Origin of the sequence: Blautia liquoris, from assembly GCF_015159595.1 — a bacterium.
In the GTDB taxonomy this organism is placed as follows: Bacteria; Bacillota; Clostridia; order Lachnospirales; family Lachnospiraceae; genus Novisyntrophococcus; species Novisyntrophococcus liquoris.
Genome location: NZ_CP063304.1, coordinates 1,700,031 through 1,720,961 on the forward strand (window position 1 = coordinate 1,700,031; position 20,931 = coordinate 1,720,961).

The following is a 20,931-nucleotide window of genomic DNA, read 5'->3' on the forward strand; positions in this document are numbered from 1 at the left end:
AGGCTATATCTTTGATAAACATGGACCTGAGGGGAATCGAACCCCTGTCCGAAAGTCTCTCCATTTCGGCATCTCCCATCACAGTCACTGTTTTAGCATTCCCTCTGCTTTACGCCCGGTGACAGGCTTAAAGTTTCAGTAGCTTCATAAATTCTTCCGTCTCCTCAAAGCTTTGGAGATGAAGTGCCCCACTAAAGTCGATGCCAGAGAGTTAGATGTGGGAATCTAAATTCTGACAGCTGCCATCAGGCAGCGCACAAAACGTTTTCTTCGTCTGCGTTTAAATTTAATTTTTCCAGATTGTTAACGCGGTTCCGGGGCCGCGGATGGCTTCCCAAACTTTAAAACCCCCGTCGAAACCAGTACAAGCCCGAATAGAAATTTTAACATCATAAGCATAACATAATCTGGTTCAAAAAGCAATAGTGCGCTTAATACAGGTTTTTCACCTTGAAGCTGCGCTCTGCCTCTCTTCGCATATCTTTTTTTGCAATGTCCTGACGTTTGTCATAGAGTTTCTTCCCTTTCGCAAGACCGACCTGAATCTTTACCAGGGAATCTTTAAAGTATACCCGAAGTGGCACAAGGGTATACCCCTTTTCTGCAAGTTTACCTGATAATTTCATGATCTCGCTTTTGTGCATCAAAAGCTTTCTGATGCGCAGTGGATCTTTGTTAAAAATATTCCCTTTTTCATAAGGACTGATATGCATTCCATAGATATACATTTCTCCCTGATCAATGCGGATAAATGACTCTTTGATTGAACATTTACCCATGCGCATAGATTTCACCTCCGTGCCATGTAATGCGATTCCAGCCTCATAGGTCTCCTCGATAAAAAAGTCATGATAGGCTTTTTTATTGTTTGCAATCAATGTCCCCTTATTCTTTTCTTTACTCATCTTCTTCTATCTTCTCCCATAACCTTTGTCAAAAAGTATAAAATCGATCGTCTTATTCATAATGTCCGTATCGGCAACCATAACTTTCACCTTGTCGCCGAGACGAAAGGTACGGTTAAAATCCCGGCCTGTCAGCTGGTGATTTTCTTCGTCAAAATCATAATAATCATCTAACAGGCTGTTAACATGAACCAGACCCTCCACAGTATTAGGAAGCTGTACATAAAACCCCCAACCTGTGACACCTGAAACAGTTCCCTCGAACACCTCATCTTTATGTTCGCTCATATACTCTGCCATCTTCATCTTATCGGTCTCACGTTCAGCTTCTTCCGCTCTTCTTTCTGTCGCAGAAGTTTGTTTCGCCACATCATCTAATATAGATACATAGTAACCTTTTTTTTGGTCATTCAGCCTTCCGCGCAGATCATCTTTAATAATTCGATGAATCTGAAGATCTGGATAACGGCGAATCGGTGAAGTGAAATGACAATAATAATTCGCTGCCAATCCAAAATGCCCCTTGCATTCCACGGAATATCTTGCCTGTTTCATTGATCGCAGCAGCAACATACTAATCAGTGATTCTTTCGGTGATCCTTCGATCTGTGAGATGATTTGCTGAATTTCCTTCGGGGTGATTTCCTCCTTGCTTTTAGTAACCTGAATCCCCTGTTTTCTGAGGAAACTTAAGACGCCTTCCATCTTCTCCATATCCGGATTCTCATGTGTACGGTATAAAAAAGGAATTTTACGGTTTTCATACTCTTTTGCCACGGTTTCATTTGCCTGAAGCATAAAATCTTCGATTAGTTTTGTGGCAGAATTGCTTTCACTCGGTCTGATATCGACTGGTCTTCCAAGTTCGTTCAATATAATCTTGCTCTCTGGAAAATCAAAATCGATCGAACCACGTTTCCTCCTGGAGTTTCGCAGAATATCCGACAGTTCCCTCATCATCTCAAGCATCGGGATCAGTTCCCCGTACTCAGCAAGAACCTTATCATCAGTTTTTTCCAGAATTTTATACACATTGGTATAGGTCATCCTGCGGTTTACACGAATCACTGTCTCTTCAATTTTATGCTTTACCGTATTTCCTTTTGAATCGATCCACATAAGGCAGGAAAGAGCAAGTCTGTCCTCTCCCTGATTCAAGGAACAGATGCCATTCGACAGCCTCTTCGGAAGCATAGGAATCACACGATCCACCAGATAGACACTGGTTCCCCTTTTTAAAGCTTCACGGTCGAGGGAACTGCCATCCTGAACATAATTACTGACATCGGCGATATGAACACCTAGTTTATAAAGGCCCTCATCCCTGCTAAGTGATACCGCATCGTCGAGATCCTTGGCATCCTCCCCATCAATTGTAACCATCGTCCACTCCCTGAGATCTGTACGTCCATTAAAATCCCCTTCCTGCACATGATCAGCCTGGCGCTCAGCCTGGCTGATCACCTTTGGTGGAAATGTCATGGGAATATCATAAGCTTTTGCGACAGAAAGAACATCTATACCAGGAGCATCAGCCATTCCCAATACCTCTTTTACCCTTCCTTCCGGGTTTTTTCGATCTCCGCCGTAACGGGTAAGCTCTACGATCACTTTATCACCGGTAACGGCACTGTTGATAAATTCTTTCGGGATAAAAATATCATTCGATATTTTTTTATTATCGGCAATCACAAATCCAAAGGAGCTGCTTCTCTCAAATGTACCGACTATTTCATGAATATTGTGAGCCAATACCTTTAAGATTCTGCCCTCCTGACGGTTCCCCTGTTGTCGTGGCAGCAGGGAAACTTCTACTTCATCCATATGGAAGGCATCTCCTGTATAAGGGGCCGCAATAAACACATCATCTTCATCAGAATCTTTACGTTCTACAAATCCAAACCCCTTGGGATTGCTGATGAATGTTCCGGTTATCCTGTCGGATTCATCAAAATTATCGTGAGATTTATTCTTCTTTTTTTTGTATCTGCTCCCATGAATCTGGATAATCTGCTTATCCGCTTCCAGTGAATCAAGGATCAGCTGCAGTTCATCTCTCTTGTTTTTGGGAATGCCAAGCAGAGAAGCCATTTCCTTTGTTTTCATTGGAACATAGTTTTTCGAGCTAATGACATGGAATATATATTTCTTTTTATCTTTACTTACTTTGTCTGTTTTTTTCTTTGACAAAATTAATATACCTCGTTTATTGAAAAAGACTGTTGCCAAGTATGCAACAGTCTGATAAGTCTAAAAGTTCAAATTCAAAACAATTGATAACACAATAAATACAAATGCCATCAGTTTTGTCATCTTAATCAATGTCCCTTCAGCGGAACGCCCTTTATTCTTGCTCCAGTAAGTATCCGCCATACCTGTAATAGCACCAAGACCTTGCTGCTTACCCTCCTGCATCAAAACAACGACAAGCAATGCGATGCAATCTATTACGTATAAGATAGTTAAGATAGTTCTTAAGATTACCATGTCCACACCTCCTACAAACAACTTTCTACATTTTACCATAGCCGAAAAAAAAATTCAAGAGTAGAATTAGCGTGTTTGCAGGATTACGGAAACATCTTGTGTGGAACATGACAATACAAGGTCAAAAGGGTGAATCGAATCTGGCTACGCTTCCGAGATATTCTTCTATCCGAAGAAGCTGATTATACTTGGCATTTCTGTCTGATCTGCACGGAGCTCCCGCTTTGATTTGTCCGGCACCGGTTGCAACTGCCAGATCAGCGATAAAGGGATCTTCCGTTTCTCCGGATCGATGAGATATGATCGTATGATATCCGGCATGCTGTGCCATTTCCACGGTATCTAATGTCTCTGTCAGTGTTCCAATCTGATTGACTTTAATCAGAATTGAGTTTGCAGCTCCTTGGTCTATGCCAAGACGCAGACGTTTGATATTTGTCACAAACAGATCATCTCCGACAAGCTGTATTTTATCACCCAGCTCTTTTGTCAGTGTTTTCCAGCCATCCCAGTCATCTTCATCCAATCCATCTTCGAGAGAAAGAATTGGATACTTTTCAAGAAGTGTTTTGTAGTATGCAATCATTTCGTCAGAGGTTCTCTTTACTTCTTTTCCAGTCATTTTACTTTCGCCAGGGAAAATATATGCTTTTTGTTCTTTATCATAGAGTTCGCTTGCCGCCGCATCAATCGCAATACCGATTTGATCTTTGGTCTTATATCCAGAACGTTCTATTGCTTCCATAATGAGGGACAATATCTCATCAGAATCTTTCACATCCGGTGCAAACCCACCTTCATCTCCTACAGCAGTGGACAGGCTTTTCTCTTTCAGAAGATTTTTCAATTCATGATAAATCTCAGAACACATTGCAAGCGCCTCATGAAAACAGCCGGCTCCTACAGGCATAATCATAAACTCCTGAAGATCCACAGTGTTATCTGCATGACGACCGCCATTTAAGATGTTCATCATAGGGACTGGTATATCTCTCGTATGGCAGCCGCCAAGATATTGATAAAGCGGCAGACGCAGTGCCAAAGACGCCGCCCTTGCTACCGCCAGGGACACACCCAGAATTGCATTCGCACCAATGTGTTCTTTATTTGCTGTGCCGTCAGCTTCGATCAGCAGCTGATCAATGTATGCCTGATTCAGTGAATTTTCACCAAGTATCGCATCCGCTAACTTCGTATTTACATTGTCTACAGCCCTTGATGTTCCAAGTCCTCGAAATCTTTTTTCTCCGTCTCGAAGCTCTACAGCTTCAAATCTTCCAGTCGATGCACCGGAGGGAACAATCGCCCTTCCTGTATATCCATCGATTCCTATGACCCCTTCTCCTACAGTAACTTCTACTTCTACGGTTGGATTCCCCCTGGAATCAAGCACTTCTCTTGCGTAAACCCTACGAATAGGTAAATAACGAAACATAATATTACCTCCTGGTTTTACTTATTATATCCCTATTATTTACCAGATTTGAAATGGTTATACTAACGGAAGCAAGGTTCCTTTTTTATCAATAAAGATTCACCTGTCATTTCTGCAGGTTTTTCCATCCCCATCAGATCAATCAGTGTCGGTATTATATCTGCCAGTTTCCCGCCTTCCTTTAGAGTATACGCAGGATCAGCACCTACAAGAATAAACGGAACAGGATTTGTAGTATGTGCCGTATAAGGCTCACCTGTCTCATCGTCGACAAGTTTTTCAGCGTTTCCATGATCTGCACAGATAAATAACTGTCCGTCTGCTTCTTTTACAGCATTAACGGTCTTTCCGACACATTCATCAACGGTCTCGATTGCTTTGATCGCAGCATTCTCGATTCCAGTATGTCCTACCATATCGGGATTTGCAAAGTTTACGATAATCACATCATATTTTCGAGATTTAACTGCATCTACGAGTTTATCGCAGACCTCATATGCACTCATCTCAGGCTGAAGATCATAAGTGGAAACTTTTGGAGACTTCACCAGAATACGGTCCTCTCCTTTCACCGGCTCCTCGATTCCGCCATTAAAGAAGAAAGTTACATGTGCGTATTTTTCAGTTTCAGCAATCCGAGCCTGAGTCATATGATTGGCTGCAAGAAATTCTCCGAAAGTATTGGAAATCAATTCTTTTTTAAATGCAACGTATTTGTCCGGAATTGTTTCATCATAATCAGTAAAGCAGACAAATGTCAGATCCAGTTTTTCCTCTCTTTCAAATCCCTGAAATTTGGGATCACAAAAGGCACGTGTCAATTCTCGCGCCCGGTCAGGCCGGAAGTTAAAAAAGATGACAGAGTCATGGTCTTTAATCCGGGTTTTCGGCTGATTCTCCTTTTCGATGACGGTCGGCAGAACAAATTCGTCTGTCTTTCCATCATTGTATGAGGAAGAGACAGCCTGTACCGCGTCAAAGCTTTTCACACCTTCACCTTTGGTAAGTGCACGGTATGCCAGTTCAACACGATCCCAGCGATTATCCCGGTCCATCGCATAATAGCGTCCGGACACTACCCCGATCTCACCTATTCCGATTTCTTTCATCTTTTGCTGCAGTTGTTCTATGAATCCTTTCCCTGAAGCCGGAGGAGTATCCCGTCCGTCCAGGAAACAGTGAACATAAACATTCTTAAGCCCTTCTCTTTTGGCAAGCTCGAGCAGGGCATACAAGTGTGTATTATGGCTGTGAACGCCTCCATCGGAGAGAAGTCCCATCAGATGGAGAGAACTATTATGTTCTTTTGCATTGTGAACAGCAGTAAGAAGTTCTTTATTTCTGAAAAAATCATTGTCCTCAATTGCCTTCGTAATTCTTGTCAATTCCTGATAGACAATACGTCCTGCACCCATGTTCAGATGTCCGACTTCTGAATTTCCCATCTGTCCTTCTGGCAGGCCGACTGCAAGACCGCTGGCCTGTCCCTTCACATATGGGCACTGGCTCATCAGCTGATCCATAACTGGTGTTTTAGCCTCACATACAGCATTATGGCGGCAGTTATCATTCAATCCGTATCCATCTAAAATCATTAAAACGGTTGGTTTTTTACTCATTTTGTTCTCCTTCATGTTGTTGCAGTTCAAAGTCCGCCCTAATCGGGTTGTTTCCATATCGTATTGTATCAAAAAAGCACATACTTTGCAATAAATTTGACAAAGTATATGCTCATAGTTTGTTTATTTATTCTATAGGACTTTTGATAAAAATTCTTGAAGCCTGGGATTTTCGGGATGCTCAAAGAATTCTTTCGGAGTGTTTTCTTCCTGTATTTTCCCGTTATCAATAAAAAGAATCCGGCTTGCCACTTCTCTGGCAAAGCTCATCTCATGGGTGACTACAACCATAGTCATACCTGACTTTGCAAGTTCACGCATAATTGCAAGAACTTCTCCCACCATCTCAGGATCAAGAGCTGAAGTAGGTTCATCAAAAAGCATCACAGCCGGTTCCATTGCCATTGCACGTGCAATGGCAATACGCTGTTTCTGGCCTCCTGAGAGCATATCCGGATATGCGTCTGCTTTGTCCGGCAGACCGATTCTGTTTAAGAGATCCAGTGCCTTCTTGTCAGCCTCTTCCTGAGAAAGTTTTCCTGTCTGTACCGGGGAAAGAGTGATGTTCTTCCTGACAGTCATATGAGGGAAAAGATTAAACTGCTGGAAAACCATCCCCATCTTTTGACGATGAAGATCGATATTAATCTTGGGATCGGTGATATCCACCCCTTCAAACAATATCTGCCCACTGGTAGGTTTCTCCAAAAGGTTCATGGATCTTAAAAATGTTGATTTTCCAGAACCGGAAGGGCCGATAATTACAACAACTTCTCCTTTGTGAATATCGGTTGTGATGCCGTCCAAAACCAGATTCTTTCCAAATTTCTTTCTCAGATTTCTGACCTGAATCAGGTCATCTTCATTAACGTTCACTGGTACGCAGCCTCCTTTCCAGTTTACCGACAAGAGCACTTAAGCCACAAACAAGTACGAGATAGATAAGCGCAACAGAGATCAGAGGCAAAAATGCATCGTACGTTGCACTGCGAATGATATCTCCTCCTTTCGTAAGATCCATCATTCCAATATATCCACAGACAGATGTCTCTTTTAATAAGGTAATAAATTCATTGGCAAGAGCAGGTAAAACATTCTTAAATGCCTGAGGCATAATGATAAATCGCATTGTCTTTGTGTAAGACAGACCCAGTGATCTGCCCGCCTCCATCTGTCCCTCATTCACAGACATGATTCCAGAACGGACAACTTCTGCCACATAAGCACCAGAATTAATACCAAAAGTCAAAATTGCAACCATAAGCTTTGATGCATTCGGCGATGTAAAAATCAGGAAATAGCTGATCAGAAGCTGCACAACCGTAGGGGTTCCACGGATTACCGTCAGATAAACCTTTGCAATGACATTGAGAATGTTCAAGATCACGCCAGGGTGATCCTGTTTCTCATGAGAAGATCTTACGACAGCAACGATAAAACCTATCACAATACCAATCAAAACTGCAAATAAGGTTATGACAAGAGTATTGCCAAGTCCTGAAAGCAGATATTTATAACGTTGATCTTCTATAAAGTCTGTGTAAAACATCTCTTTAACACTCATTTTCAATCTCCAATTATTTTCCCCTTACAATAATAACTTGCTTTGAGGTTGCATAGCTATCCGTGAAATCGACATTTTTCAGACGGTCTTTTGTAACTGAAATACCGGCAACCCCAATATCAGCCTTTCCGGAAGTGACAGCAGGTGTGACGGAATCGAAATCCATATCTTCAATTTTAAGTTTTCTTCCGATTTTGTCCGCAACAGCCTGCGCCATATCTACGTCGATTCCTGTTATTTTATTATCTTCATGATATTCATACGGCGGAAACTCGGCATTGGTAGCCATAATCAATGTACCTTTGGATGTATCGACATTTTCAGGGGATGTATAGGGGGTTTTTCCTATCTCACTGTCAGTTCCCACATAGTTCTTTTTGATCTTATCAAGGGTGCCATCCTCTTTTAATTCTGCAAGTGCCGCATTGATCTCTTCTTTTAACTTTCCATTAGATTTATCAATTTCAATCGCGTAATCTTCGTTTGCAAATGGTTCATCCAGTACCTTTAGATCTTTGTTTTTTTCAACGAATACTTTTGCCGGCTCCGTATCGATGATCACACAGTCAATCTTACCTTGTTTCAGCGACTGAACTGCATCAGCTCCCTTGTTATATCGCTCAACTTTTGCCAGACCTTTCTTCTCATAATCGGAAGTTGAAATCGTATCTCCTGTTGTACCCGTCTGAACGCCGATTTTTTTATTTCCGGATTCCAGGTCTTTGATACTGTTCACGGAATTATCGGGTATGCTGTTTCCGCAGGCTCCAAGAGACATAAGACAAGCCACTGTAAGAGCTAACGCAGTAAGTTTCTTTTTATTTTTCATAATATCCTCCATCCTGACATTTATTATATTTATACATTATATGCATGATTGTGTGAATAATTATGCACGAGAATATTATAACAGCCTTTAATAAAAAAAACAAGGGTTAAATAAATAAACCAAAAGGCCGAGAAGGAAATGAATCCAACTCAGCCTTTTGGTAAGGTAAAACAGATCAGGCTTTTGGTCCTGCATCTGCAATATTCTTTGGCATATCCGGATACTTCTTAGCAAAGTTGTCCTGGAACATCCCGGCAAGTTTCTTTGCCTGCTCATCATAAGCAGATTTGTCTTCCCAAGTATCACGAGGATTCATAATCTCACTTGGAACTTCCGGGCATGTTTGTGGAATATCAACATTAAAGATTTTGTCATGTTTGTACTCCACGTCATTAAATGCGCCGCTCAGTGCTGCGGTTACCATAGCACGAGTATATTTCAGTTTCATTCTGTTTCCGACTCCGTAAGGGCCTCCGGTCCATCCTGTATTAACAAGATATACCTTAGTGTTGTATTTTTTAATTCTCTCACCAAGCATATTGGCATAAACCGAAGGATTCATCGGCATAAAAGGTTCTCCAAACAGCGTCGAGAATGTGGGCTGCGGTTCTGTGATGCCTCGTTCTGTTCCGGCAAGCTTTGAAGTGAATCCTGTCACAAAGTGATACATTGCGGCATTCTCATCCAGTCTTGAGATTGGGGGAAGAACACCAAACGCATCAGCAGTAAGGAAAATAACCACCTTCGGGATTCCTCCGACTCCGGGAATCTGAGCATTATCAATATACTCGATTGGATATCCGACCCGTGTATTCTCTGTCAGTGAACCATCTGCAAAATCAAACTCACGAGTCTCATCATCCATAACAACATTTTCTACAAGACTTCCAAATTTGATTGAATGATAAATCTCCGGCTCATTCTCCTCGGTCAAATCGATACACTTTGCATAGCATCCGCCCTCGAAGTTAAAAACCCCTCTGTCAGACCAGCCGTGTTCATCATCACCAATCAGTTTACGATTCGGATCTGCCGACAAGGTTGTCTTTCCTGTCCCGGACAGGCCGAAGAACACAGCTGTCTCTTTCGTCTCGGGATCCATATTGGCAGAGCAATGCATGGGCAGTACCCCTTCTCTCGGCATCAGGAAGTTCATGACGGAGAAAACGGATTTCTTAATCTCTCCTGAGTACTGAGTTCCGCAAATAACAACCATTTTTTGTTCATAATCAACAAGAATCGCAGCCTCTGAATGGACGCCGTCGACTTCAGGTATGCATTTGAACCCAGGCGCGGCAATAATGGTGAAATCAGGTTCGCCATAATCGGCCAACTGTTCTTTGGTCGGACGAATTAGAAGATCATGGATGAAAAGATTTTGACTTGCAAGCTCATTTACAATTCGAAACTTTCTGGTGCATACAGGATCAGCTCCGGCCATACCATCAAACAGGAAGATCTCTCGATTCTGAAGATAAGCAACAACTTTTGCTTTAATGGAATCGAATTTGTCTTTCTCAATGGGAACATTGACGTTTCCCCATGCTATCTCATCATGAACAGCAGGTGTATCTACGATGAATTTATCTTTTGGTGAACGGCCGGTGTATTTTCCGGTTTTAATAACCAATGCTCCGGTATTCGATAATTTACCCTCACCTCTAATTACAGCAGCTTCGGTAAGCTGCGCAGGTGTCAGATTGCGATAAACTGCTTTTGGGTTAATAATACCCAGTTTTTCAATTCCGTATGTTTCCATTTCACAAACCTCCTGGTATTTTATTTTGTCCTTTTGCAAGTTTAACCGTAGCAACTTGCAAAATGGAAGTATCAACTTGAATTTTCCATATGACAGCTATAGTATACACTATTTTAGCTTTTTTTCCAATAGGTAAAATAAAAGATTGTAATAAATCATACTATTCCGTCACAAAAAGTTTCCAATTTCATTGACTATTTCAAATCTAATTCCCTGACAACTGCCCTTAAACGGTCAGAGCTGTCCTGGAATTTTGCAATTTCTTCGTTGCTAAGCTCCACTTCGAGCTTTCCTTGTGCACCTTTAGGGCCAACCAGTGTCAAAGTACTTGTGCACAGGCCTGTTACACCATATTCTCCATGCATCATGGAAGTTACAGTCGTTATAGAATCAGAAGAAGAAGTGACCATTGCACAAAGACTGACAACAGACATTGCTACCCCATAGAATGTAGCACCTTTTCTTTTAATAATTTCGCCTCCGGACACATGGACATAGTTCTCCATCTCTTCGTGTGTAAAATCTTTAAATTCTTTTCCAATATTGCTGGCGGCCCTTGTGTACTGTTCAAATGGAACACCTGAAATATTTGCACAAGACCATGGGATAAAAGAAGAATCTCCATGTTCTCCAAAAACATATGCATGTATATTCTTCTGAGCAATATTAAATTTGTCAGATAGTATATACCGAAGTCTTGCTGTGTCCAAAATAGTTCCAGATCCAAATACCTGATTTTCAGGAAGACCGGAAACCTTTAAAAATGCGTATGTCATGATATCAACGGGATTGGCAACAATGATGTACTTTGCATGAGGTGCAGCCTGTACGATTTCTTTAGAAATGCTTTTAATAATATTGACGTTCGTCTGGGCGAGCTCGATTCTCGACTGACCAGCTTTTCTCGGAACTCCGGATGTGATGATTACAATATCTGAGTCCTTAGCATCTGCATAATTTCCGGAAATAACAGAAATAGGATCGCGAAATGCAGTTCCCTGAGCAATGTCCATGGCCTCGCCGTCAACTTTTTCTTTATTAATATCGATCAAAACCAGTTGAGAAACATAAGTTTCCTGTGAAAGCGTATATGCTATTGTGGCACCGACACTTCCGGCACCAATAACTGTAATTTTACTACCCATGATAGTAAGCCCCTTTCTTTTGAAACATTGATAATATTTTAACTATTTCTTTTTTATACTACCCCACAGATCACCCAATGTCAAGAGAAAATGCAAAAATTCACTTATTTTCTTTCTCATTTTCAATAAATTTTCTGGCAATCTGTGCGGCAGAGGCGGCATTGTCCGTATATCCGTCTGCTCCGATTTTTTTTGCAAACGCTTCTGTTACGGGACCTCCGCCAACCATAACTTTAAAGTTTTTCCGACTATGTAGTTCATTTAGTTCATGTACAATATGTTTCATCTCCGGCATAGAAGTTGTCAAAAGTGAGGACACACAGACGATATTCACGTCCGGATGTTCCTTGACTGCTTTTATAAACCGCATGGCCGAAACATCAACTCCGAGATCTATAACTTCAAATCCTACACTGCGAAACATGATCGCAACCAGATTCTTGCCAAGGTCGTGCAGATCACCCCCTGCGGTCCCTAAGATTACTTTTCCGAGAGTGCCAAAGTAGCTTCCATCCAGATAGGGTTCAAGAAAATCCATACCTTTTTTCATCGCACGGGCAGCTGCCAGTATCCGGGCCACATCACTGTCTTCTTCCTTGTATTCCTGTCCCATTTTTCGCATTGCCGGAAGCAGGGCTTCTTTAAGAATTATCTGCGGATTGATGCCCGAATCTATAGCCTTTGAGAGCAGCCTTGTTACAATTCCAGGCTTTCCCTCTTCTACTGCGTTTCGTATGTTATCCATAATCCCCATATCCCAAATATCTCCTTTGTACAGATATAGGAATAGTTTATCATGTTTCTAAAGCTCTGGCAAATTCTAATTCATCGATGAACAAATCCTGAAACTCTGGTTCCACCGCCAACTCAATCGCCTCTGCTCTTTTTACCAGATCACAGATCTCCTGAAAAAGATTTCCATTTACAGCAGCCAATTTTGCCCCTTCACCTGCAGCATTTCCAATTCCCCTGATCTTATCTTTTAACTCATAGGGAATTAATCCTATGACACAGGCACTGTCTGTATTCATGTAGTTGCCAAATGCTCCTGCAAGCAGTACCTGATCAATTTGTTCTATCTTAATTTCGAGTTTTTTGCACAGCATCTTTATGCCGGCGGCAATTGCACCTTTTGCAAGCTGAACTTCACGAATATCTTTCTGCGTGATATAGATTTCTTTCAAACCTTTTATTTTATCTTCCTCCTGCAGGAGAAAAATCGACATATTTTCTCTCTTTTGAAGTCTCCAGATCTCATTCTTCGCAGTCGCTGTCTTAAGAACTTCCGGTTTTAGAAAGGCACCGCTGCTGTCAATAAAACCATACTGTATCAGAAAGGCAATAATATCAATCAATCCTGAGCCACAGATTCCTACGGCTAATTTTGAATCTATCATTTCCATATGCATCTTAAGATCTTTTTCATATACATGGCTGACAGCTCCCTTTGTCCCGCGCATACCGCAGGCAATTCTGGCACCTTCAAATGCTGGACCGGCCGCAGTGGAACATGTCACAATTCGATCCTTGTTTCCAAGAACCAATTCGCCATTGGTGCCAATATCAATCATAAGTGTCCTCGGAACCAATTCTTTGAAATTTACAGCCAACATACACGCAGACGTATCCGCCCCCACAAATCCGGCAATATTTGGAAGTAACATTATCTTGCCGTCAGGATGTATATGAATATTCAAATCTGAGGAATTCATAATCATCCCATCTTTAACCTCAGGAACATAGGGTGCTGTCACCAGACTTTTTGGAGAGAGGCCAAGAAAGAGATGATGCATACATGTATTTCCTGCTATGGAAACCAGCCGGATATCTGTCGGAGTAATTTTAGAAATCCTACAGGCCTCTTCAATCAATTTGTTCAAAGCCTCCTGTACAACTTCCTGCATCCTCTTTCCGTCATGTTCCAGCACGTAATTAGCCCTCGCTATTACATCTGCGCCAAACTGAAACTGCGGATTCATCATACTGACAACACTGCACTGCCGTCCGTCTTTTCCGGAAAGTAAATATCCGGCTATTGTCGTTGTTCCTATATCGAATGCCATCAGATAGCCTTGGTCAGCATCTTTTACTGCGGGTAGAACTGGTACCGTCCGATACTCACCGTTTGTAAGAATTTTTTCTTTATCTGCCAGCCCGTCGCTGGTTTCAAGAACCATATCATGTTGAATCCGAGTCTGGCATGCGCGAACTACTATCCTATCTTTATTCTGCAATATTGTGACATTACATTTTCCACAGATTCCACGACCACCGCAGGGGGCGTCGGGTTTTAATCCCGCATTCTGTTCTGCTTCAAGAATCGTTGTGCCTTCCTCTGCCAAAATAGTCTTATCAGCTGGCAAAAATCTTATTTTATAACTTCCCACTCTTAAAACCAGACCTTTCCAGTAAATTCCTTTTATAATTTACAAAAAGCTGCCGCATGAAAAACATGCAGCAGCCCGTCGATAACATTGATTAAGCTACAAGTGATTTTGCAAGTGTGGCAGCCGAAGCAGCATCTTCTGAATAGCCATCTGCGCCAATCTCTGTGGCAAATGCCTCTGTGATAGGGGCTCCGCCAACCATGATCTTGATATTCTTGCGGAAATCCTGTGCTGATAATGCCGAAACCGTATCACGCATAGCTGGCATGGTGGTGGTAAGCAGTGCAGAAAGGGCTACAATCTTTGTATCGGGATTCTCATTCACTGCAGCTATAATTTTATCTGCCGGAACATCGACACCGAGATCAATCACTTCAAATCCAGCACTTTCAAGCATCATAGCCACAAGATTTTTTCCAATATCATGCAGATCCCCGGCTACTGTTGCGATGATCAGTTTTCCCATAGCTCCAGTCGCATCACTTGCAAGGTGTGGTTTCAGAACCTCGACACCTTTTTTCATTGCCTTTGCAGCAACCAACATTTCCGGAACAAATATTTCGTTGTTTTTAAACTTTTCTCCGACGATACCCATGGCATCAATCATACCTTTGTTCAGAATCTCAACAGGATCACATCCATCATCGAGGGCAGCCTGTACCGCTGCTTCAATTTTCTTCGATTTTCCTTTTTCCACTAATTCAGCTACTTCATCAATTTTTGACATTTTACTTTCCTCCGCTTTTCATTCATTTATTTATTTCTATGCTGTTTCCGCCAGGCATCGAAATATCACAATATCCGATCTAACTTTACTTTGCTTTGTCAAACAAACCATCTCGGTATGCACCGATATATTCCATACAGTAATCATCTTCCCCGAGTAATGCCTCCGTTGCATAAATCACTCCAAGCAGATCTCTGTTGGTAGGATCAAGAATAGCACTGTCCAGTCCCGCTTTCATGGCCAGCACTGTGAATCCCAGGTTAATATATTTACGTTTTGGCAGATTAAAAGATATATTACTCACCGCTGCAGTAATATGAACGTCAGGATATTGTTCTCTGACGGTACTGATAACCTTTTCGTTCGTCTCTATACCGTTCTCAGAAGTACATAACATCTCAACAAGTGGATCAATATGTATTCTGGATGGTTTGATGCCATACTCTTTCGCCTTATCCATAATGTTGCCAAAGACCCTCAGACGGTCTTCCGCTGTCTTTGGAATTCCGGAATCATCACTGCAAAGGGCAATTACTTCCCAGTCTGTATCTGCAATCAGCGGAAATATCTTATCAATTTTCCCACCTTCCATGGATACCGAATTGATAAGTCCAGGACGTTTACAATATGGGAAAACCTCAGTAAGAACAGCAGGGCTTGGGCTATCCACACTGATTGGCAGATCTGTAACCTCCTGGATACAATCAATCATCCATCTCAATGTGTCGGCTTCCACTTCCTCAGGAACAGATGCACAGCAGTCAATAAATGTTGCATTCGCTGCTTCCTGTATTCTGGCTCTTTCCTTTATAAACTCTGAGTCTCTTTTTGCAATCGCCTCCGCTACAACTGGAATTGATCCATTGATTTTTTCACCAATGATTATCAATTGAGTTACCTCCTCTTTTATGACAGCCTCCATAATCCTTAGTTAAATGACTGTTCTTAAGTTTACTTTACAATTAAGATTGTATCAGATATTTATTTTGTATCATATCCGCATAAGTATTGACATTCGTGCTAATCCTTCATACACTATGTATGATGGAATTGCATGAGCACTCGTCCGAAGCAATCCGCGGTATCATCAAAGGTGCAAAAACCTTACGCCAAACAAACATAAGGAGGATTAAGTCCATGAAACTAAGTGAACGTATTATCTGCAAGGAACTCTGCAGACATTATAATATTACAATACCCATAAGTTCAAAGACAGAGCTTTCTCTTGGACGCCCCTATATCTGTGAAACAACCCAGGAACATCTGACTGGACACATCCTGATCTGTAAAAATGATATCCAAAGTCTCTTCGAATCCAAAAGCATGACCGATAATTTTATTCTCCATGTTTCCGGTGGAAATGCGTTTCCAACATACGCTTCATCCAATGTGTTGGAACTTCCAGAGACAACAGATGTATTTGAATTATGTAATTTCTTGCAATCCATATTTGACCATTACGATGACTGGGATGAGTCGCTTCATGAAATGATGAAACTATCGGAGCCTCTTTCGGCTCTTTTAGACGCCAGTTTTAGTATCTTTAATAATCCCTTGATTCTTCGGGCATCTGATTATTTCATGCTGGCACATTCCTCTGTCATTGATGAGAATTCCAGCCTTTCACACTTGGTTGATCCTTCCGCCAACTTTGAAAATATGACAACCTGTAAACTAGACCCTCTTTATAATCAGGCGAAATACAACACAGAGCCTTTTTTTCTGCCTGAATATCTCACGGGATCCAGAGAACTATGTATCAATTTGTTTGAACATAAAATTTTTTCCTACCGCCTGGTTGTTGCCGAAGAACTTCAAAAGATTGACACGGATATGGCTCCGCTTTTGGAACACTTAAGTTATTACATCGGTCTGTGTCTCTCCAGAATTGAACCCGATAATGGTCACGCCGGATATTCACTGGAGCATCTGCTTCGAGATGTAATCGACAACAAAATCACAGATCTGACGCTTCTTGGCAATCGTTTCTCAGAATATGGCTGGCTTTCAACTCATGACTACTGTTGCTTCAGCCTGAAGACGGCTGCATTGGACCGTCAAAATCTTACCGCAAAATACATCTGTCATCATTTTGAGGATATTATAAAAGGATCTTGTGCCTTTCAAAAAGAAGAGGACATTATTGTTTTTGTAAACCTGACTCGATTTGGAAAAAGCGAAGAAGAACTTGTCACCTCCTGCATTGAATTTTTAAGAGATAGTTTTTTAAAGGCCGGAATCAGCAATACATTCCACGGCACTTATGATTTGTACTACTGTTGTATGCAATCACGGATTGCACTCGATATTGGTACACGCCACCAGCCTTATCACTGGATTCATAAATTTGAAAAACTATCCCTGCTCTGGCTCCTAGAGAACGCAACAGGGAGTATGCCTGTGCCCTATGCCTGTTCCGGAAAAATATTTGCCTTAAAACGGTATGATATCATTCATAAATCGGATTACTGCAAAACCATGGAAGTTTATCTGAAAAATCATATGAACGCTATGGCCGCAGCAAGGCAACTATTCATACATCGAAGTACTTTTCTCTACAGACTTGACAGGATCAAAGAAATTGCAGGTGTTGACTTTGAAGATGAGAATATGCTTTTTTATCTCGAACTCTCCTATCGCATTATCGAGTCTGAGGGAAATGTATCAATGGAAAGCTTCGAAGATCACGAAATTAAGAATAAATAAATGATGGTTGACTATTGATTTTTCCACTCAAAGTGATATACTTATAACTATCGAAAAAACGGAAGCATAGCTCAGCCGGGATGAGCGTTCGCCTCACACGCGAGAGGTCAGGGGTTCGAGCCCCCTTGCTTCCATTTTTTGGGGCATTAGCGCAGTTGGGAGCGCGTTACATTCGCATTGTAGAGGTCGTGGGTTCGAATCCCATATGCTCCATGAGAAGGTTTGGTCAAAAGCTGCCTAGATGCTTTATGACAAAAGGGACTATCGCGAAAGATAGTCCCTTTTTATATCTACTAACACAAGTTTAAAACTTCCCGGCTTTTGCCGCTTCCTCTACGGCTACCGATACAGCTACCGTCATACCTACCATTGGGTTGTTTCCTGCACCGATCAGTCCCATCATCTCAACGTGAGCCGGAACAGAAGAGGAACCTGCGAACTGAGCATCGCTGTGCATACGTCCCATAGTATCTGTCATTCCATAGGAGGCAGGGCCTGCAGCCATATTGTCCGGATGCAGTGTTCGTCCTGTGCCGCCGCCCGAAGCTACCGAGAAATATTTCTTTCCTGCTTCGAGGCGTTCTTTTTTGTATGTACCGGCTACCGGATGCTGGAAACGAGTCGGATTCGTTGAGTTTCCGGTGATGGATACGTCAACATTTTCTTTCCACATGATCGCCACACCTTCTGTGACATCATTTGCCCCATAGCAATTGACCTTTGCACGAAGACCATCGGAATAGGATTTCCGGAATACTTCTTTTACTTCCCCAGAGTGATAATCCATGTCAGTTTCAACATATGTAAACCCATTAATTCGGGAGATAATCTGAGCGGCATCTTTGCCAAGGCCATTTAAAATAACGCGAAGCGGGTTTTTGCGAACCTTGTTTGCCTGTTCGGCAATCCCGATGGCTCCCTCAGCAGCAGCAAAGGATTCATGTCCGGCAAGAAAGCAGAAACACTCTGTATCTTCTTCAAGCAGCATCTTTCCTAAATTTCCGTGTCCGAGTCCAACTTTACGCTGATCAGCGACGGATCCTGGAATACAGAAAGACTGAAGTCCCTCACCGATTGCTGCGGCAGCTTTGTCTGCTTTCCTGCAGTCTTTTTTGATTGCAATGGCAGCTCCTACCGTGTAAGCCCATTTTGCATTTTCAAAACAAATCGGCTGAATATTTTCAACCATTTTATATACATCTATTCCGGCAGCTTTTGTGATATCGGCACATTCTTCTATAGAACCGATTTCATATTCAGCTAACTTTGCCAGAATCTGTTTTTCTCTTCTTTCATATGATTCAAATAAAGCCATGATATTTGTCCTCCTACCTTACTCTTTTCTTGGGTCAATGATGCGAGCGGCGTCTTCAACTCGTCCATACTGTCCCTGTGCTTTTTCAAATGCAGTATTTGCATCGTCTCCGCCCTTTATGAATTCCATCATTTTTCCGAAATTCACAAATTTGTATCCAATGATTTCATCATCATCATCGAGGGCGATTCCAGTCACATATCCATCAGTCATTTCGAGGTAACGAGGACCTTTTTTCAATGTACCATACATGGTTCCAATCTGAGAGCGGAGACCTTTTCCGAGATCTTCAAGACCGGCACCTACAGGGAGACCATCCTCTGAAAATGCACTCTGGCTTCTGCCATATACAATTTGCAGAAAGAGTTCTCTCATAGCAGTGTTGATTGCATCACAAACGAGGTCAGTGTTGAGGGCCTCTAAGATTGTAAGACCTGGGAGAATTTCTGAAGCCATAGCGGCCGAATGAGTCATTCCTGAACATCCGACAGTCTCTACCAATGCCTCCTGGATAATCCCGTCCTTGACATTTAAGGTCAGCTTACAGGCACCTTGCTGAGGCGCACACCAGCCCACCCCATGTGTAAGACCGGAGATATCTTTTATTTCTTTTGCCTTTACCCATTTGGCCTGTTCCGGAATCGGAGCTGCGCCGTGATGTACACCCTGGGCAACCGGGCACATCATTTCTACTTCGTGTGAATAAATCATTCCTTTAACTCCTTTCAAAAATCAATTGATCATGTGCCGCAGAAATTGTCATTTTTGCGCACTATGTCTATTTTCTCACAAACTTCCTGTTTCGTAAAGGACTTTTTAATCCTGAATATCATTATCACGCGGTGTACGAACCATAATTCCGTTAATCTCAATTTGATCAGAAGCTTCAATCATAATATAAGGAACACCATCAATCATCCTGCTCTCAATCAACTGCGTCTTATCCGGTGCAACTTTTATGATGACATCAGGGGTTTTGATTTCGTAATTCTTCGCATTCGTCAGATTAGAGGCAACAAAACTTGCATCTTCTTCGGCTACTTCCTCATAATGTATGTCGAATTCATCCAGTTTCTCATTTTCTACTCCACTGTCTGCAAATAATTTCTTCACTTCCTGTTTGTCGAGCGTGAGTGGTTCCGGATCGTCCTTTCGTTCATCTATCAATGTGCCAAGGTTCTCATGAATATTCATAACAGTCTCAAAATCACAGGTGTTGTCCAATGTCTCTTCGATCAGAGTCTGAAAAGTCTCCTTTTGTGTTTTTGCTGAAAGTGGTGTCTGACATCCCAGCAGCTGATCAATAATATCGCTTTGTAGAACTTCAGGATTTTTAGCATGGTATAGCAGATTATGGATATCTGGTGTTCGGTCATCGAGTGCAGGGAAGAGAAATCCGATATCCGGTGTATCTACCAGCCAGTCCTGTATTCTGTTTTCCATGTGATTTGTTTTTGAATTATAGCACAGACCCGGTTTTGAAAGTTTTACCGGGCAAATACTGCAGAGAATAAAGTTATAGACATAATCGGAAGCGTCATCCATATCCAGATTGTCAGATGCACGTCCGGGAATATCGTAAGCTCCGTGGATCAAAATAATATAATAATTTTCTCCATAGATATATGTATCCATCACTTTCTGATAGAATTCCTCGACGAGTTCATCACTTTTCAGTTCGCTGTCCCGAAGCTTTAACAGAAATTCCTGGGTTCCTCCTTCCATTTCCTGATCAAGAGGGAATTCCATGTTTATGATATTTTTTCCAATTGATCCGGACAGAGTTTTCCTGAAAATATTAAAGTACTTAAACATTTCCTCTTCGGGAAGAGAGAGAAATGCATCCTTCATCTTCATTCTCTGATTTTTCTCTGCATCCACGTAGCATCCACAAATCCTTGTAATCGCACAGTGTGTTGGCGTGAATAATTTCTTGATTTCGCTGATGTCCTTTTTGTTCATCAAAAATATCCGTCAGGATATACCCGTCTCCTGGGACGGGAAGGAATGCAAACGTCACATCCTGATCCTGTTTTCCTTTCTGTATTTATGC

Annotated in this window: 18 protein-coding genes, 2 tRNA genes and 1 other RNA gene; 3 read left to right on the forward strand and 18 right to left on the reverse strand. The window is 41.9% G+C overall.

All coding sequences use genetic code 11. From position 1 onward, the window contains the following. Window positions 1-18: 18 nt before the first annotated feature. The 15 genes from ssrA to INP51_RS07905 all read right to left on the reverse strand — a co-directional run bounded on the left by ssrA (window position 19) and on the right by INP51_RS07905 (window position 15,746). Window positions 19-372: a transfer-messenger RNA gene (ssrA, locus tag INP51_RS07835) on the reverse strand. Window positions 373-431: 59 nt separating this feature from the next. Beyond that, window positions 432-905 carry an SsrA-binding protein SmpB gene (smpB, locus tag INP51_RS07840; RefSeq protein WP_193737129.1) on the reverse strand — a complete coding sequence of 158 codons (474 nt, stop codon included), beginning with the start codon at window positions 903-905 and terminating at the stop codon, window positions 432-434. A 6-nt stretch (window positions 906-911) separates the two neighbouring features. Beyond that, a complete protein-coding gene (gene rnr / locus INP51_RS07845) occupies window positions 912-3,095 on the reverse strand; it encodes a ribonuclease R (RefSeq protein WP_193737130.1) in 2,184 nt (727 codons plus the stop codon). A 60-nt stretch (window positions 3,096-3,155) separates the two neighbouring features. Then, window positions 3,156-3,392 carry a preprotein translocase subunit SecG gene (gene secG, locus INP51_RS07850; protein ID WP_193737131.1) on the reverse strand — a complete coding sequence of 79 codons (237 nt, stop codon included), beginning with the start codon at window positions 3,390-3,392 and terminating at the stop codon, window positions 3,156-3,158. Window positions 3,393-3,513: 121 nt separating this feature from the next. After that, complete coding sequence (eno, locus tag INP51_RS07855) at window positions 3,514-4,827, reverse strand: phosphopyruvate hydratase (RefSeq protein WP_193737132.1); 1,314 nt, start codon at window positions 4,825-4,827, stop codon at window positions 3,514-3,516. A 62-nt stretch (window positions 4,828-4,889) separates the two neighbouring features. Beyond that, a complete protein-coding gene (gene gpmI, locus INP51_RS07860) occupies window positions 4,890-6,446 on the reverse strand; it encodes a 2,3-bisphosphoglycerate-independent phosphoglycerate mutase (protein ID WP_193737133.1) in 1,557 nt (518 codons plus the stop codon). A gap of 132 nt (window positions 6,447-6,578) precedes the next feature. Beyond that, window positions 6,579-7,322 (reverse strand): amino acid ABC transporter ATP-binding protein, encoded by a 744-nt coding sequence (locus tag INP51_RS07865; RefSeq protein WP_329602332.1) that lies wholly within the window; start codon window positions 7,320-7,322, stop codon window positions 6,579-6,581. Continuing rightward, on the reverse strand, window positions 7,312-8,010 hold the full coding sequence (locus INP51_RS07870) for an amino acid ABC transporter permease (RefSeq protein ID WP_230406916.1): 699 nt from the start codon (window positions 8,008-8,010) through the stop codon (window positions 7,312-7,314). The genes INP51_RS07865 and INP51_RS07870 overlap by 11 nt, the downstream gene beginning before the upstream one ends. Before the next feature lie 13 nt (window positions 8,011-8,023). Beyond that, a complete protein-coding gene (locus INP51_RS07875; protein ID WP_193737135.1) occupies window positions 8,024-8,839 on the reverse strand; it encodes a transporter substrate-binding domain-containing protein in 816 nt (271 codons plus the stop codon). A 175-nt stretch (window positions 8,840-9,014) separates the two neighbouring features. After that, complete coding sequence (pckA, locus tag INP51_RS07880; protein ID WP_193737136.1) at window positions 9,015-10,598, reverse strand: phosphoenolpyruvate carboxykinase (ATP); 1,584 nt, start codon at window positions 10,596-10,598, stop codon at window positions 9,015-9,017. A 194-nt stretch (window positions 10,599-10,792) separates the two neighbouring features. Beyond that, on the reverse strand, window positions 10,793-11,743 hold the full coding sequence (locus INP51_RS07885; protein WP_193737137.1) for an L-lactate dehydrogenase: 951 nt from the start codon (window positions 11,741-11,743) through the stop codon (window positions 10,793-10,795). A gap of 100 nt (window positions 11,744-11,843) precedes the next feature. Continuing rightward, a complete protein-coding gene (locus INP51_RS07890) occupies window positions 11,844-12,488 on the reverse strand; it encodes a cobalamin B12-binding domain-containing protein (protein ID WP_230406917.1) in 645 nt (214 codons plus the stop codon). 49 nt (window positions 12,489-12,537) lie between these two features. Continuing rightward, window positions 12,538-14,130 carry an ASKHA domain-containing protein gene (locus INP51_RS07895; protein WP_193737139.1) on the reverse strand — a complete coding sequence of 531 codons (1,593 nt, stop codon included), beginning with the start codon at window positions 14,128-14,130 and terminating at the stop codon, window positions 12,538-12,540. A 91-nt stretch (window positions 14,131-14,221) separates the two neighbouring features. Beyond that, a complete protein-coding gene (locus tag INP51_RS07900) occupies window positions 14,222-14,857 on the reverse strand; it encodes a corrinoid protein (RefSeq protein ID WP_193737140.1) in 636 nt (211 codons plus the stop codon). 85 nt (window positions 14,858-14,942) lie between these two features. Continuing rightward, window positions 14,943-15,746 carry a methyltetrahydrofolate cobalamin methyltransferase gene (locus INP51_RS07905; RefSeq protein WP_193737141.1) on the reverse strand — a complete coding sequence of 268 codons (804 nt, stop codon included), beginning with the start codon at window positions 15,744-15,746 and terminating at the stop codon, window positions 14,943-14,945. Between the two features lie 248 nt (window positions 15,747-15,994). Here INP51_RS07905 and INP51_RS07910 point away from each other — a divergent pair, with 248 nt between their 5' ends. The 3 genes from INP51_RS07910 (at window position 15,995) to INP51_RS07920 (ending at window position 17,776) form a co-directional block, all read left to right on the forward strand. Then, window positions 15,995-17,563: a PucR family transcriptional regulator gene (locus INP51_RS07910; protein WP_193737142.1), complete on the forward strand. Its 1,569-nt coding sequence runs from the start codon at window positions 15,995-15,997 to the stop codon at window positions 17,561-17,563. A gap of 60 nt (window positions 17,564-17,623) precedes the next feature. Next, window positions 17,624-17,697 (forward strand) — tRNA-Val (locus INP51_RS07915). Between the two features lie 6 nt (window positions 17,698-17,703). Continuing rightward, window positions 17,704-17,776: transfer RNA gene (locus tag INP51_RS07920), tRNA-Ala, on the forward strand. Between the two features lie 91 nt (window positions 17,777-17,867). On the opposite strand, the gene INP51_RS07925 is transcribed toward INP51_RS07920, so the two are convergent. From INP51_RS07925 to INP51_RS07935, 3 genes are all read right to left on the reverse strand, one after another. Next, window positions 17,868-18,878: a GGGtGRT protein gene (locus tag INP51_RS07925; RefSeq protein WP_193737143.1), complete on the reverse strand. Its 1,011-nt coding sequence runs from the start codon at window positions 18,876-18,878 to the stop codon at window positions 17,868-17,870. An 18-nt stretch (window positions 18,879-18,896) separates the two neighbouring features. Continuing rightward, window positions 18,897-19,589 (reverse strand): iron-sulfur cluster assembly scaffold protein, encoded by a 693-nt coding sequence (locus INP51_RS07930; protein ID WP_193737144.1) that lies wholly within the window; start codon window positions 19,587-19,589, stop codon window positions 18,897-18,899. Between the two features lie 105 nt (window positions 19,590-19,694). Then, window positions 19,695-20,840, reverse strand: coding sequence for a DUF4317 domain-containing protein (locus tag INP51_RS07935; RefSeq protein WP_193737145.1), 1,146 nt, complete (start codon window positions 20,838-20,840; stop codon window positions 19,695-19,697). Window positions 20,841-20,931: the final 91 nt, after the last annotated feature.

What these genes read in the sequence shown, in the direction of transcription:
- smpB (WP_193737129.1), bottom strand. Translation starts at nt 905, where the DNA reads ATGAGTAAAGAAAAGAATAAGGGGACATTGATTGCAAACAATAAAAAA.
- secG (WP_193737131.1), bottom strand. Translation starts at nt 3,392, where the DNA reads ATGGTAATCTTAAGAACTATCTTAACTATCTTATACGTAATAGATTGC.
- eno (WP_193737132.1), bottom strand. Translation starts at nt 4,827, where the DNA reads ATGTTTCGTTATTTACCTATTCGTAGGGTTTACGCAAGAGAAGTGCTT.
- gpmI (WP_193737133.1), bottom strand. Translation starts at nt 6,446, where the DNA reads ATGAGTAAAAAACCAACCGTTTTAATGATTTTAGATGGATACGGATTG.
- INP51_RS07870 (WP_230406916.1), bottom strand. Translation starts at nt 8,010, where the DNA reads ATGAGTGTTAAAGAGATGTTTTACACAGACTTTATAGAAGATCAACGT.
- INP51_RS07875 (WP_193737135.1), bottom strand. Translation starts at nt 8,839, where the DNA reads ATGAAAAATAAAAAGAAACTTACTGCGTTAGCTCTTACAGTGGCTTGT.
- pckA (WP_193737136.1), bottom strand. Translation starts at nt 10,598, where the DNA reads ATGGAAACATACGGAATTGAAAAACTGGGTATTATTAACCCAAAAGCA.
- INP51_RS07885 (WP_193737137.1), bottom strand. Translation starts at nt 11,743, where the DNA reads ATGGGTAGTAAAATTACAGTTATTGGTGCCGGAAGTGTCGGTGCCACA.
- INP51_RS07890 (WP_230406917.1), bottom strand. Translation starts at nt 12,488, where the DNA reads ATGGATAACATACGAAACGCAGTAGAAGAGGGAAAGCCTGGAATTGTA.
- INP51_RS07900 (WP_193737140.1), bottom strand. Translation starts at nt 14,857, where the DNA reads ATGTCAAAAATTGATGAAGTAGCTGAATTAGTGGAAAAAGGAAAATCG.
- INP51_RS07910 (WP_193737142.1), top strand. Translation starts at nt 15,995, where the DNA reads ATGAAACTAAGTGAACGTATTATCTGCAAGGAACTCTGCAGACATTAT.
- INP51_RS07925 (WP_193737143.1), bottom strand. Translation starts at nt 18,878, where the DNA reads ATGGCTTTATTTGAATCATATGAAAGAAGAGAAAAACAGATTCTGGCA.
- INP51_RS07930 (WP_193737144.1), bottom strand. Translation starts at nt 19,589, where the DNA reads ATGATTTATTCACACGAAGTAGAAATGATGTGCCCGGTTGCCCAGGGT.
- INP51_RS07935 (WP_193737145.1), bottom strand. Translation starts at nt 20,840, where the DNA reads ATGAACAAAAAGGACATCAGCGAAATCAAGAAATTATTCACGCCAACA.